This window comes from Sphaerisporangium sp. NPDC004334, from assembly GCF_053602655.1.
Genome location: NZ_JBSGDZ010000011.1, coordinates 278,168 through 292,185, shown reverse-complemented (window position 1 = coordinate 292,185; position 14,018 = coordinate 278,168). Strand labels below are relative to the sequence as shown.

At 74.2% G+C, this 14,018-nt stretch carries 10 protein-coding genes; 4 read left to right on the top strand and 6 right to left on the bottom strand.

All coding sequences use genetic code 11. From position 1 onward, the window contains the following. On the top strand, positions 1–647 hold a 647-nt coding region (locus tag ACWEN6_RS16825), incomplete at its 5' end, for an endo-1,4-beta-xylanase (protein WP_452570997.1). A gap of 183 nt (positions 648–830) precedes the next feature. Here ACWEN6_RS16825 and ACWEN6_RS16820 read toward each other — a convergent pair. The 4 genes from ACWEN6_RS16820 to recD2 form a co-directional block, all read right to left on the bottom strand. Then, positions 831–4,388: an AfsR/SARP family transcriptional regulator gene (locus tag ACWEN6_RS16820; protein WP_452570996.1), complete on the bottom strand. Its 3,558-nt coding sequence runs from the start codon at positions 4,386–4,388 to the stop codon at positions 831–833. Between the two features lie 76 nt (positions 4,389–4,464). Beyond that, the gene (locus ACWEN6_RS16815; protein WP_452570995.1) at positions 4,465–5,607 is read right to left on the bottom strand and encodes a serine hydrolase domain-containing protein; all 1,143 of its coding nucleotides are present in this window, start codon (positions 5,605–5,607) and stop codon (positions 4,465–4,467) included. 70 nt (positions 5,608–5,677) lie between these two features. Then, positions 5,678–6,265, bottom strand: a complete 588-nt coding sequence (locus tag ACWEN6_RS16810; RefSeq protein ID WP_452570994.1) for an NADPH-dependent FMN reductase — start codon at positions 6,263–6,265, stop codon at positions 5,678–5,680. 333 nt (positions 6,266–6,598) lie between these two features. After that, complete coding sequence (gene recD2, locus ACWEN6_RS16805) at positions 6,599–8,737, bottom strand: SF1B family DNA helicase RecD2 (protein WP_452570993.1); 2,139 nt, start codon at positions 8,735–8,737, stop codon at positions 6,599–6,601. Between the two features lie 80 nt (positions 8,738–8,817). On the opposite strand from recD2, the gene ACWEN6_RS16800 reads away from it, so the two are divergent. Then, positions 8,818–9,339 carry an NUDIX hydrolase gene (locus tag ACWEN6_RS16800; protein ID WP_452570992.1) on the top strand — a complete coding sequence of 174 codons (522 nt, stop codon included), beginning with the start codon at positions 8,818–8,820 and terminating at the stop codon, positions 9,337–9,339. A 62-nt stretch (positions 9,340–9,401) separates the two neighbouring features. Here ACWEN6_RS16800 and ACWEN6_RS16795 read toward each other — a convergent pair whose 3' ends face one another. After that, positions 9,402–10,457, bottom strand: coding sequence for a ParB/RepB/Spo0J family partition protein (locus tag ACWEN6_RS16795; RefSeq protein WP_452570991.1), 1,056 nt, complete (start codon positions 10,455–10,457; stop codon positions 9,402–9,404). A gap of 523 nt (positions 10,458–10,980) precedes the next feature. On the opposite strand from ACWEN6_RS16795, the gene ACWEN6_RS16790 reads away from it, so the two are divergent. Beyond that, a complete protein-coding gene (locus ACWEN6_RS16790; RefSeq protein WP_452570990.1) occupies positions 10,981–12,159 on the top strand; it encodes an MFS transporter in 1,179 nt (392 codons plus the stop codon). Between the two features lie 64 nt (positions 12,160–12,223). Further along, the gene (locus tag ACWEN6_RS16785) at positions 12,224–13,003 is read left to right on the top strand and encodes an SDR family NAD(P)-dependent oxidoreductase (RefSeq protein ID WP_354841544.1); all 780 of its coding nucleotides are present in this window, start codon (positions 12,224–12,226) and stop codon (positions 13,001–13,003) included. On the opposite strand, the gene ACWEN6_RS16780 is transcribed toward ACWEN6_RS16785, so the two are convergent. After that, positions 13,000–13,989 (bottom strand): FAD-dependent oxidoreductase, encoded by a 990-nt coding sequence (locus ACWEN6_RS16780; protein ID WP_452570989.1) that lies wholly within the window; start codon positions 13,987–13,989, stop codon positions 13,000–13,002. The two genes, ACWEN6_RS16785 and ACWEN6_RS16780, sit on opposite strands and share 4 nt — an antisense overlap. Between the last annotated feature and the right edge of the window lie 29 nt (positions 13,990–14,018).

The window sequence follows — 14,018 nt, the reverse complement described above, 5'->3', positions numbered from 1 at the left end:
GCACCACCATCTCCAGCTTCGCCGCCCTCGGCGTCGACGTGGCGATCACCGAACTGGACATCCAAGGCGGCTCCGCCCAGACCTACCAGTCGGTGGCTAACGACTGCCTTGCGGTGTCGCGATGTGTCGGCATCACCGTGTGGGGGGTGCGCGACAGCGACTCCTGGCTCGGCGCCAACACCAGCCCCCTGCTGTTCGACACCAGTGGCAACAAGAAGGCCGCCTACACCTCGGTCCTCAACGCGCTGAACTCGGCCGGCCCGGGCCCCTCGCCCACGCCGACCCCGACTCCCACGGTGACCCCCACCCCGAACCCCACTCCGACCCCGACTCCGACGCCCACGCCCGGCACCGGGGCGTGCTCGGCGACGTTGAGCACGGTCAGCAGCTGGCCGGGCGGCTTCCAGACGACGGTGACGGTCACCGCGGGCTCCTCGGCGGTCAACGGGTGGACCGTGCAGTGGACCTGGCCGAGCGGGCAGAGCTTCAGCAGCGTGTGGAGCGGTACGCCGACCGTCTCCGGCTCCAACGTGTCGGTGAAGAACGCCGCCTACAACGGGTCCATCCCGGCGAACGGGTCCACGACCTTCGGCTTCACCGCCAACGGCTCCGCGGCCACCCCCACCGCCACCTGCACCAGCCCCTGACCGGGGGGTAGGTGAGTCCGGCCGGTGTCCGCACCGGCCGGACTCGGGAGCGCCACAGCGATGGCGGCCATGAAAGAGCAACGGCCGGCGGACCGGCCGGGCCGGTTCCGCCGGGTTCGGGCCGGGTGGTGGAGACACCACCCGGCCCGCACTCATTGTGCGCGGCTCACCCGTCCCACGGACTCAGGCGACGGTGGCGGTGCCGACGAGTGCGCGGGCCTGCCCGAGGCTGAGCGTGCGGCCCTGGGCGAACAGGTCGGTGAACAGGTCCTCGCCGAGCGCGGCGCGCGCCATGCCCGTGGCGCGCCGGGCGTCGGCCTCCTCCGCGGGCGTGACGGTCAGGCTCGCCGATTCCCGGATGGCGGCCGCCGCGCCGAGCAGTCGAGCGGCGAGAGCGGGGCGTCCGCCGAGCGCGCACGCGCCTGCCATGCCGGCCAGCGCCAGCGCGATGTCCCCGGATGCGCCCAGGTCCATCGCGATCGTGAACGCTTCCCCATGCCTGGCGAGTGCCGCGTCCGCGTCCCCGCGCAACTCGGCGACGTAGCCCAGTTCGACGAGCACGCTCGGCGCGTACAGCGGTCGTCCAGGCCCGGTGCCCTGCCGGTCGGCGGCGTCGGCGAGGTTGCGCAGGTGCTCCTCGGCGACGTCCAGATCGCCCTGCCTGCGCGCGGCGAAGGCGAGGCCCATCTCGGCGAACACCGCGCCCAGAGGAGATGCCTGCTCGGTGGCCAGCTCCAGCCCTTCCTCGCAGTAGGCGCGCGCCGCCGGGTGGTCGCCGCACTGCATCGCGATCCAGCCGAGCCAGGACAGGCGACCGGAGACGTCGGTCCAGAGCCCGAGGTCGGAGGCGATGCGCAGCCCCTCCAGATGCAGGTGGTTGGCCCGTTCGTGGTCGCCGGTGAGGCCCGCGTGCGCGCCCAGCCACTCGGTCGCCTGCAGCAGGCCCCACCGGTCGCCGAGTTCGCGGAACAGCGCCGCGCTGCGGGCGCCGTCCCGTTCCAGCGCGGCCGTGTCTCCTCGCACATGCGCGTGCTTGGCCCGCAGGCCGAGCGCCGCCGCCACGCCCCACGCGTCCCCGCCGGCCTCGAAAGCGTCCAGGGCGCGGGCGATCGACGCGCCCGTGGCGGCCACGTCGCCGAGGTCGATCTCGGCGAACGCGAGAAACCACTCGGCCCTGGCTCGTGCCCCTGGGTCGTCCACGCCGTCGTACGCGCGCAGCGCCTCCTCGTGGCGGGCCGGCCAGTCCGCGATGTCGCCCAGCAGGAACGAGATCCCGGTGTGCCACGCCGTCGCCCGCGCCCGAGCGCTTCGCAGCCCCCCGGCACCCGCCGGCCCCGGCATCGTCGCGGTCGGGTCGCCGGACGCTCCCGACGGCGCACGTGAGTCGGCCGCTGCCGGCGCCGGCGGCGACTCGGCGGTCGCGGCCAGCGCCGCCCGGAGGGAGCGTCGGGCCTCGTCCAGGCGGCCGCGCAGGAACCAGTACCAGGTCAGCGCGTTGACCAGGCGCAGTGCCACGCCCGCGTCGCCTTCGCACAGTGCGTCGTCGAGCGCGGCGCGCAGGTTGGCGGCCTCGGCGTCCAGGCGCCGCAGCCACCGTCCCTGCTCGGGGCCGTACAGGTGCGGTTCGGCGCTCTCGGCCAGAGCGGTGTAGTACCGGCGGTGCCGCCCGGCCATCCGCCGCGACTCGCCCGCCTCGTCCATGCGGTCGGCGCAGTAGGCGGCCACCGACTCCAGCAGGCGGTAGCGCGGGGCGTCGTCCCCCCGGTCGGTCATCACGACGAGCGAGCGGTCCACCAGCCGCGCCAGCACCTCGCCGGTGTCGTCATCCTCAGCGCCGACGGCGTGGGCGGCCTCCAAGGTGCAGCCGTCCGCGTGGACGGCCAGGCGGCGCAGGACCGTGCGCTCGGCCGGGGTGAGAAGCTGCCAGCTCCAGTCGATCATGGCCATGAGCGTCTGCTGGCGCGGCGGCGCGCCGCGGTGCCCGGTCGCCAGCAGCCGGAACCGGTCGTCCAGCCCCGCGACCAGGCCGCGGATCCCGAGCGCCCGCACTCGCGTGGCCGCCAGCTCAAGGGCGAGCGGTATGCCGTCCAGCCGCCGGCACAGCAGCGCGACGGCCTCGGCGTTCTCGGGGGTCAGCGTGAACCCGCGCGCCGCGGCGCCCGCCCGGTCCACGAACAGGCGGACCGCGCTGAAGCGCTCCAGCGTCGCCGGGTCGGCCCGCCCGGCCGGGCCGGGGACCTCGAGCGGCGGGACGGGCCACACCACCTCACCGGCCAGGCCCAGGGGCTCACGGCTGGTGGCCAGCACGCGCAGCCCCGGCGCGGCGCGCAGCAGTGAGGCCGCCAGCTCGGCCGCCTCCTCGATCACATGCTCGCAGTTGTCGAGCACCAGGAGCATGCGGCGGGTGCGAATCGCGCGGGCCAGCCGCTCGACCGGCCCGGCCGGCTCGCGGGGCCCGGCGACGTCGCGGACGTCCAGGACGGCCATCACCATGTCGGTGAGCGACTCCAGCGCGTCGCGGGCTCCGGCCCGGTCGAACGCGCCCAGCTCGGCGAGCCACGCTCCGTCGGGACAGGACTCGGCCAGCGGGGCGGCGGCCTCCATCGCCAGCCGGGTCTTGCCCACCCCGCCCGAGCCGGTCAGCGTGACCAGCCTGGCGTGCTGGAGTGACGCGCGCACCTCGGCCACCGCGTCCTCGCGGCCGATGAGCCCGGCGATCGCCGTGGGCAGGTTCGACCTCGGCCGCGCCACCGCCCCAGCGCCGGCCGGGTCGTCGCCCGCGTGGCCGTCTCGCGCCGGGTCGAGCCTTTCCGAGCCGTCGTCGCCCGCGTGGTCGTTCCGCGTCGGGTCGAGCCTTTCCGAGCCGTCGTCCCCCGCGTGGTCGTCGCGCGCCGGGTCGAGCCCTCCCGAGCCGTCGTCCCCCGCGTGGCCCCCTCGCTCCGGTCCGGACATGCCGGGGTAGGCGAACCGGGCCGCCGCGTCCAGAGGGACGGTCAGCGCCGGGTCCTGAGAAAGGATCGACCGGTGGAGGGCGGCGATCTCGCGGCCGGGGTCCAGCCCCAGTTCCTCCGCCAGGTGGGTTCGCAGGCGCTCGTAGCTCTCCAGCGCCTCGGTCTGCCGTGCGTCCCGGTACAGGGCGAGCATGTGCAGGGCACGCGGCCGTTCCCGTAGCGGGTGGCGGGCCACGTGGTCGCCGAGGTCGTCGGCGACCACGGCGTGCAGGCCGAGCGCCAGCCGCGTCTCGGCGAGGTCCTCCAGCGCGGTGAGCCGTCGCTCCTCCAGCGTTGCGACGCTCGCCTGGAGGAACGGCTCGTCGGCGAAGTCGGCGAACGCCGGCCCCCGCCACAGCGCCAGGGCGCCGGACAGCAGGCCGGCCCTGGCCCGCGGGTCGCCGGTCTCGCGCGCCTGGGCCGTCATCGCCGCGAACCGCCGGGCGTCGACCGCGGCGGCCGGCGCCCGCAGCACATATCCGGGCGGAGGTGACACGACCAGGTCGCGGCCGCCCGGCTCGGCGTCCTCCAGCGCTCGGCGCAGCTGGGAGACCTTGGCCGACAACGTGCCGGACGGGTTGCCCGGTGGCCGGTCGCCCCACAGGTGCTCGACGAGCCGGTCGGCGGGCACCGGCCGTCCTTCGTACATCAGCAACGCCGCCAGCAGGGCGCGGACCTTCAGGCCGGGCACCGTGACGGGGACGCCGTCACCGGTCCACACCGCCACCGGTCCGAGGACCCCGAAACGCATGACCTTCACGATAACGCGCCCCGGACCCACCCCACCGCCCCGCGCGCCGAACCGGTCTCCGGCGGGGTGCGGCGGGTCAACGGGGGGTGAGGGCCTTGGCGATCAGGGCGCTGATCTGGTGGTAGGCGGTGTAGTCGCCGGGGGAGACGGTGGTCTTGGCCAGGGCGATCACGACGCCACTGGCGGTGTCGGCGTAGGCGGCGGTGCCGCCGCTGCCGGCCATGCCGAACCGGGTGGGGGCGTCCAGCGGACCGGAGAAGCCGATGTCGTAGCCCAAGCCCCGGGTGGCCGGGAACCCGATGACCTCGTCGACGCCGGACACCGCGACGGTGGTGATCTCCCGCAGCCGGTCCGGAGAGACCAGGCGCACCCCGTCCACCTCGTCCATGAGGGCGGCGTACACGCGCGCCACCGCGCGGGCGGTCATCACGCCGCCGGCCGGGATGTCGGCGGTGAGCACATCGGGCCGGTTGCAGTAGGCCGCCGTCGGCATCGCCGCCGGCGGCGCCGCGGTCCAGCCGTCCACCACCCTGAAGAACGGCACCTGCTCGGCCATCGCCGCCATCATCTCGGGGGTCATCTCCATGGCCCCGCCCGCCGGGTCCGCGAGGCGGGCGACGCGGCCCAGCTCGGCCGACGGGACGCCGAAGTACAGCTCGTCGGCGACGCCCAGCGGCGCCGCCACCTCCTGGCGGAGCACCTGCGAGATCGCGGTGCCGGTGACGCGCCGGACGATCTCGCCGACGATGTACCCGTACGACTGCGGGTGGTAGCCCGTCTTGGCGCCCGGCTCCCACCACGGGACGGCGCCGGCGATCGTCGCGCACATCTTGTGCCAGTCGATGAGGTCCTCCGGCGTGGTGTCCACCGGCAGGGCGGGCACGCCCGTGGAGTGCGTCAGGGCGTGCCGCACGGTCGCGCCCTGCTTGCCGTGCGCGCCGAACTCCGGCCACAGTTCCACAATGGGCGTGTCGTAGGACAGCGCGCCGCGTTCGGCCAGGACGTGCACGACGGCCGAGGTCGCCCCCTTGCCGGTCGAGGTGACGTGGAAGGGCGTGTCCGGCGTGACCGGCCTGCCGGTCGCCGCGTCGGCCGTGCCCGCGACGGCGTCGACGACGAGTTCGCCGCGCTGGTACACGGCGACCTGGAGGCCGAGCTCCGCGCCGGAGGCGACGAGCCCGTCGATGGCGTCCTGAACCTGCTGCTGAACGTCCTTCATGAGTGTTCCTTCCAGGTGGTGGGTGAGGTCGGGAGGCCCGCGCGCGGGTGATGACGACGGCTCTGGTGAGTCAGTGAGTGAAGGGGCGTCTGGTCCGCGCGTCACGGAGTGCGTGGGCCCACCAGGTCAGCTCGTCCAGCACCGTCTTGACCGTCGTGTTGCAGGTGGCGGTGGCCTTGGGCCACGTGCCGTCGGAGGCGTACTGCTCCCAGTAGCACGGCAGGCTGACCGCGCCGCGGATGGCCACCGCGTGCAGCTCGGCGAAGATCTCGCGCAGGTGGGCGGTGGCGTGCAGGCCGCCCGACTCGCGGCCGTAGGCGACGAAGGCGACCGGCTTGGCCCGCCACTCGTCGTAGAACCAGTCGATGGCGGTCTTGAGCGGCGCGGGGAAGCTCCGGTTGTACTCCGGGGTGACCACCGCGAACGCGTCGGCGGCACCCAGCCGGGGGCCGAGAGCCCGCACCTGGTCAGGGAGGGTCTCGTCGTGGTCGCGGAGGGTGTCGGGCAGCCGGGCCTCGGCCAGGTCCACCAGGTCCACCTCCAGGTCGCGGCGTTTGCGGGCCTGTGCCGCGAACCACGCGGCGGCGGTGGGCCCGAACCGGCCCTTGCGGGTGCTGCCGACGATGACCGCCAGCCTCAGCGGTCCGCTGTCCGTCATCTCCGTCCTCCCTCGGGTCGTCTCGGCGCCGTGGTCTCGACTGTGCCGGGAGGCGTTTACGGTTTGCTTTCGAGCACCCGTCAACAGGCCGCAAGGCGCGTCGGCGCACTGGGGAACGACCGACTGGACCGGCGTGGACCGACTGGACCGACTGGACCGGCGTGGACCGACTGGACCGACTGGACCGGCGTGGACCGGCGTGGACCGGCGTGGACCGGCGTGGACCGGCGCGGACCGGCGCGGACCGGCGCGGCCGGGTGCGGCGGTCATCCACCGGCCGTCCACCGGCCGTCCGCGCGCGCCGGCGACCCGGGCGCGAAGGATCGGACGGGCTCAGGGGGAGGCGCGCAGCGTGAGGGACAAGCGCGGGGCCAGGGTGGTGTTGCGGCGGTGGCCGAGGCGGTGGACGGCCAGCTCCAGCGCGTCACGGGACCCGACGAGGACCACCCACGAGCGGGCCCGGGTGACCAGGGTGTAGAGCAGCCTGCGGTGCAGCATGACCCCGCCGTACTCGGCGACGAGCGGGGCGACCACGATGGGGTACTCGCTGCCCTGCGAGCGGTGCACGCTGATGGCGTACGCGTGCGTCAGCTCGTCGAGGCGGTCGAAGGCGTAGGTCACCGGGCCGCCGTCGTCGATGAGGATCTCCACCAGGCGCTCGGCCACGTCGATCGCGGTGATCGTGCCCGTCTCGCCGTTGAAGACGCCCTTGTCGTAGTTGTTGCGGATCGGCATCACCCGGTCGCCGACGCGGAAGACGGTGTCGCCCGACCAGTGCTCGGCCTTGCCCTCGCCGGCCGGGTTGAGCCGCTCTTGCAGGACCCGGCCGATGGCGGCGGTGCCCGCGGCGCCCTTGCGCATCGGGCACAGCACCTGCACCTGGCCGGCCGGCACGTTCTGCTTGCGCGGGATCGCCTCGGTCGCCAGGTGGACCACCCGCTTGGCGACCTGCTCGGGGTCGTCCAGCTCCTCGAACCAGAAGCCGCCGCCGCCCGGCAGCGCGGGCACCTCGCCCGCCCGGACGCGGTGGGCGGCGCGGATGATGGCGCTGCCGCCGGCCTGGCGGAAGACGTGGGTCAGCCGGACCCGGGGGATCTCCTCCACGCGCAGCAGATCGGCCAGGACGCTGCCCGGGCCGATGCTCGGCAGCTGGTCGCCGTCGCCGACCAGCAGCAGGTGGCTGCCCGGGGTGAGGGCCGAGGTGAGCCGGGTGGCCAGGTGCAGGTCGAGCATGGACGCCTCGTCCACCACGATGAGGTCGGCCTGCGCGGGCGTCTGCTCGAACAGCGTTCCGGAGTCGGGGTCGGGCTGGTGGGCCAGCATGCGGTGGATCGTCGTGGCGGGCAGGCCGGTGAGCTCCGACAGCCGCTTGGCCGCCTTGCCGGTGGGCGCGGTGAGGGTGACCGAGCCGCCCATCGCCCGCACCGTCGCGGCGATCACCCGCACGGTGTGGCTCTTGCCGCACCCTGGGCCGCCGGTGAGGACCGAGACGGTGCTGGTCAGCGCCGTGGTCACCGCCGCGCGCTGGTCGTCGTTGAGGCCGGGGTCCTCCTGGAACGGGCGCATGGGCAGGGTGGAACGCGCGTGGTGCAGGCGGGCCAGGTTGGCCGCCAGCCGCACTTCGCGGGCATGCTGCTCCTTGGCGTACACCGCGGGCTGGCGGGCGTCGGTGAGGCAGGCCTCGACGACCACCCGCCGCTCGGCCGCCAGGGCGTCCACCATCCGCCGGACCAGTTCGTCGTCCTGGCCGAGCAGGTCGGCGGCCTGGGCGAGCAGGGTGGGCAGCGGCAGGAAGCAGTGCCCCGAGCCGGCGGCCGCGGCCTCCAGCCGGTCGATGATCGCGGCCTGGACGCGCTGCGGACTGCGCTCGGGCACCCCGGACCGCAGGGCGATCTTGTCGGCGGTAGTGAACGCGATGCCGCGCACCCGGCCGATGAGGCGGTACGGATCGCGGGTCAGGATGTCGGCCGACTCGGCGCCGAACGCCTGGTACACCTTGGCCGCGAGCAGCGGGCTTACCCCGAAGCCCTGCAGCACGACCATCAGCGCGGCGACGGCCTTCTGCTCGGCCCACGCCTCGACGATTTGCGCCTGGCGCACCGGGCCGATGTTGACGACCTCCCTGAGCCGGTCGGGCTCGGTGTCGATGACGGTCAGGCTGGACTCGCCGAAGTGGCTGACGATCGCGTGGGCCAGCCGGGGGCCGATGCCGCGGATCAGCCCGGAGCCGAGGTATACCCGGATGGCGCGGACCGTGGACGGGGCCACCCGCTCGCACGCGGTGACCGTCATGCGGCGGCCGTGGCGCGGGTGATCCTCCCAGTCGCCGGTGAGCCGCAGCGTCTCTCCGGGCTGCACGCCCGCGAGGACGCGGCCCGCGGCGACGAAGCCGGGCGCTTCCTCGGCGCTCATGCGGGCGACCGTGTACTCGTCCTCGCGGACGTACACGAGCTGCTCGACGGAGACCTCCACGAGACAGATACAACCACCCGGCACCGACACCGGCGGTAATCCCGTCGCGGCGGCGGCGCGCGGATCCTAGGCTCTACGCTGTGCGCAAGCCCATCCTGCGTCCCACGGCGCGCGTCCTGGTGGCCGACGAAGCCGACCGGCTGCTGCTGCTCCACTTCCACGACGCCACCTGGCTGACGCCGGGCGGCGGCATCGACCCCGGCGAGACGGTGGAGGTCGCCGCGGCCCGCGAGCTGCTGGAGGAGACCGGCCACCGCGTCACGCCCGACCTGCTCGGGCCGGTGGTCGCCACCACGGCCGGCCACTGGCGCGGCGGCTGGGACGGCAAGATGTACTACTCGGTCGAGACCTTCTTCTTCCTCCGCGTGGCCGAGCTCGTCATGGACACCTCCGGTCTCATGGAGTACGAGCGGCGCGACATGGTCGGGCACCGCTGGTGGACGCTGCCCGACCTGCGGGTCACCGAGGAACGCGTCCGCCCGCTGGGGCTGGCGGGCCTGCTGGAGCGGCTGTACGCGGGCGAGGTGCCGGACGAGCCGGTGGCCCTGCCCTGGCATCATCCCGAGTTCGCGCACCTGCCCGTCCCGCCGCCCCGCCGCTGAACGGCGGGGACCGGCGGGGCGCGGCGGGGCGGTGTCAGGCGGTCGAGCGGCGGTGAGGGGGATCAGGCGGTGGTCTCGGCGCGCCGGCGGACGTGCTCGGCGAACTCCAGCCACTCCTCGGCGACCGCGCACGCCAGGTCGGCGATCATGTAGGCGCAGTGCGAGGGCATGGTCCCGCTGAGGTCCTCCCAGCCGCGCACCCCGGCGGTGTGCTCGTTGAGCCAGCGCAGCAGCGTGCGCCCGGAGTCGGTGAAGCGCACCGAGGGGTCCCGCTGGAGCTGGTGGAGGATCGCCGCCGGGTCCTTGGGCCGGTCCGCGCGCCCGGCGGCGGCGACCCGCCGAAGCCGGCGTTCGGCGCCCGCGGGCTCGCGGCGCTCGTCCCGGGCGCGCTGCTGCGGCGGGATGGGGTCCTCGCCGCGCATCATGCGGTTGCGCACGTCGCGGGCCGTGCCGAGCGAGATGCCGGCCTGCTCGGCCACCTGGCGCAGCGACGCGTCCGGGCGGGCGGTGAACAGCTCGCAGGCGCGGCGCCGGCCCTCGGCGCTGGTGAGCGGCCGGACGCGGCCGTCGCGCCCGATGCGGCTGAGCGGCTGCGGCACGCCCGGGGTCGCAGCGCGGCGGATGGTGTCGACGGTCTTGGCCGACAGGCCGGTGACCGAGGCGATCGCCCGGTCCGACCACTGGGGCCGCGAGACGACGATGCGGGCGGCGGCCGCCTCGCGGTCGGCGAGCGACAGCGGCAGGCCGTGGGCGGTGTTCGCCTCCACGGCCATGACGAACGCGGTCTCCGCGTCCCCGTCGAAGAGCCGCACCTTGATCTTCTCGTCGCCGCGCAGCAGGGCGGCGCGCAGCCGGTGCATCCCGTCGATGACGCGCATGGTGCCGCGGTGCACGAGGATGGGCGGCAGGTCGTCGTCGGACTCGGCGAGCAGGCGGGTGTGCCCGGCGTCCTCGCCGGAAAGGCGCGGGGAGTCGCCGGGCGACAATGCGCTGATCGCCATTATCTCGTAGTCGCCGGCGTCATTGGCGACCGCCGAGAGAAGCCTCCCGCACGGCGTGACGCGCCGGTCGGCGAGCGCGTTCGCCTCACCCGCGGTCGTGATGTCTGCGGCCGGCATCAGGACACCTCTCCCCGTGTTGCGTCGGCGCCACGCGTTCATGCGCACGCCTGGCCATAGGCGGCTGATCCGCGGCATGCCGGATGCGTGAAATCGGTGAACGGTGATCGAGCCCTATCGTCATGCGCCAGGGCGAACGCCGCATCTTCCCTGTTGCTGTCCTGCGCGAAAACGTGGCGACGGCCCGGTCGTGTACCGGTGTGTCCCCCGGGCTGTGGAATAACACGAAAAAGTGGAACTCTGGGGTTGCGCGGCGGCCGGGAAACGGGTATCGGAGATGCCGGGCGCGGCGGACCACCCCAGAATTCCCCGCCATTAACGCCGCCCCGCTTGCCCTGCGCATGCCGGCTCCCCAGAATTTCTCTGGTAACCGTTCCGCTTTTCTTCGCCAGCGAGAACCCGGGCCGCGTGACGGGGAATTCGCGCGGCGGCGATCTCACGGAAGGCGCGCGCCCGCGAGACGGCGACCCCGGTCCATGGCACGCCGGAGCCTGATCGGGTTCCGGCCCGAGTGAGGAATGCGATGGCTCAGCAGACGCTCGAGAAGAACGGCATGGCGATCCCGTACGCCGGATGGTTCCTCGTCCAAGCCAACGTGATCATGATCACTCCGCTGCTCGTCCCGGTGGCGAACCACTTCCACGTCGGCCTGGCCGCGGTCACCCTCGCGCTGACCGCCTACCTGCTGCTGTTCGGCGTCATGCAGCCGTTCTACGGGCTCCTGTCCGACTCCGCCGGGCGGGTGCGCGTCATGCGCCTCGGGCTCGCCGGGGTGTCGCTGGGCAACCTCATCGCGGCGCTGGCCCCCAACGTCGCGTTGCTGATCACCGGCCGGGCCGTGGCCGGGGCGTTCGCCGCCGCGCTGGCGCCGGTGACCGTGGCCTACATCGGCGACCGGGTGCCGCCGGGCCGGCGCCAGCGGGTGATGGCCGGCCTGATGTCGGTCGCGGCGATCGGCACCGCCACCGGCACCATCAGCGCCGGCGTGCTGAACGATCTGATCAACTGGCGGGCCGCCATCTTCCTCGTCGCGGCGGGGGCGGCGGTGCTCGCGGCGCTGTACGGCAGGCTGCCGGAGACGCTGGCCGTCAAGACCAGCGGCCGGGACGCGCTCAGGCGGCTCGGCCAGGTCTTCCGCGGCGGGTGGTTCCGCTTCCTGACGATCTTCGCCTTCTTCGAGGGCGCGGCGATGGTCGGGTTCTACAACTTCTTCAGCTCCGCGCTTCAGGTGCACGGCAAGAACGCGGCGATCGCCGGAATCGTCACCGGCTCCTACGGCCTCGGCGCCGTGGTCGGCGGGGTGATCGTGCGTTCGATCGACTCGCGCGTGACCGCCGCCGGGCTGTTCGGCGGCGGCTGCACGCTGCTGCTCGTGGGCTTCCTCGCCGCGGCCTTCAGCCAGACCATTCCGGCGATCCTGGCGGCCGGCCTGCTGGCGGGGATGGCCCTGGCCATCGCGCAGTCGACCATCCAGACCTGGATGATCGAGGCATCGCCCCCCGACGTGCGCGGCACGGCCGCGGCCGTGGTCGCCTCCGCGGTGTTCACCGGGGCCGCTCTGAGCACGGCCGCCGTCGGCGGGCTCGCGGCCGGCGGCCAGTTCCGCCTGCTGTTCGGCATCGCGGCGCTGGTGACCCTGCCCGTCACGGTCGTCGGCGCGCTCGCCCGGGCCCGGTTCTCCCGCGCCACCGTCCCCGCCTGACCCCGGCGCCGCCGCGCGCCGCGAAGCCACACCAGACCTACGAACCGAACTGGAGATACCCGACATGACACGGACGGTTGTTGTCACCGGAGGGGGCACGGGCATCGGCTACGCCGTCGCCGCGGCCTTCGCCGAGCAGGGCGCGCACGTCTACATCACCGGGCGGCGCGAGCCGGTCCTGGCCGAGGCGCGTTCGCGGCTCGGGGACGGCGTGAGCACCGTCGTCTGCGACGCCACCGACCCCGACCAGATCGAGGCGCTGCGCGACCAGCTGCCCACGACGGTGGACGTGCTGGTCAACAACGCCGGCGGCAACCGCGACCTGGACGGCCCCGGCCCGGGCGCCCCGCAGCTGGGCGCGGTCGGGCTGAGCGGGCAGGGGCCGCGCACGCCGGACAACCTGCACGCCCTGGCCGCGGCATGGCGGGCGAACCTGGAGGGCAACCTGGTCAGCGCGGTGCTGATGACGGCCGCCCTGGACAAGCAGCTCGCCCCCGGCGGCGCGGTCGTCCACATCGGGTCCTTCGCCGCCGACCGGGGCGCGGGCTCCTACGGCGCGGCCAAGGCCGGGCTGAACTCCTGGAACCTGTTCCTGGCGCGCCAGCTCGGCGCCCGCGACATCACCTCGAACGTGGTCTCGCCCGGGTACATCGCCGACACCGAGTTCTTCCGCGACCGCAACGGGCAGCAGTTCCACGACGCGCGGGTGGCCGAGACGATGAACGGGCGCGCCGGATACCCCGAGGACATCGCCGGAGCGGTCGTCTTCCTGGCCTCCCCGGCGGCCCGGCACGTCACCGGTCAGGTACTCAACGTCAACGGCGGCGCGCTCACGACCCGCTAGGCGACGCGGCCGGTGCGCTGGACGAGCCGTCCGACCTCGTGCGCGCATCCCCAGGACAGGCCGACCCCGGCGCCCGCGTGCCCGTAGTTGTGGATGACGCGGGCGCCGCCGGCCGTCTCCTCCTCGAGCCGCACGCGGGGACGGCCGGCGCGCAGGCCGGTCTCCACGCCGACGACGCGCGCGCCGGCGATGCGCGGGTCGACGGCGGCGCAGCGGGCGATGATCTCCTCGGTCTGGACGGGGTCGGGCTCGCGGCTCCAGTCGTCCCTGGTGGCGGTGCCGCCGCAGACGAGCCGGTCGCCGTGCGGCATGAACGCCGTCAGCTTGGGGCCCTTGCTGAACTCGTAGAAGTAGTCGGTGACGCCGGGGTTCTCGACGATCACGTGCTGGCCGCGCATCGGACGGACCTCGGGGTCGCCGGCCAGGCGCTGGGCGTAGGCGCCGGTGCAGTTGACGACGACCGGCGCCTCGGCGGCGGCCTCTTCCAGGGACGCCACCGAGCCGATCTCCAGGGCGCCTCCGGCGGCCACCAGCCGTTCCGTCAGGTGCTCGAAGTAGGCCGGCATGTCCACGATGGGCACCGTCATCCGGAAGGCCAGGGCGAAGCCGGGGTGCTCCTCGGGCGCGCAGGGCTCGTAACCGGGCAGCCGTTGGATCCAGGAGGCGTCGGCGATCTCGGTGCGGCTCGCCCACCGGCCGGGGGTGACCCGCACGCCCGTGCCGGGCTGCCCGGCGAGCCCGGCGAAGGTGTCCAGTCCCAGGCGGTGCCAGGCGGCGACGGTCTCGTACGGCTCCCAGCTCGCGGTGTCGGCCGGGTCGGACAGCAGGGGACCGCTCAGCACGGCCATGGCGGCCGCGGAGGTCGTCTCGCGCGGCGGCTGGTCGCCGCGCAGCCGCACCGCCAGGCCCTGTTCGGCCAGGTGCACGGCCGTGGTGAGCCCGATGACGCCGGCGCCGACGACCAGAACATCTGTGCGCTCTGTCACGCGTTCACTCCTTGGTCACAGAAAATCGG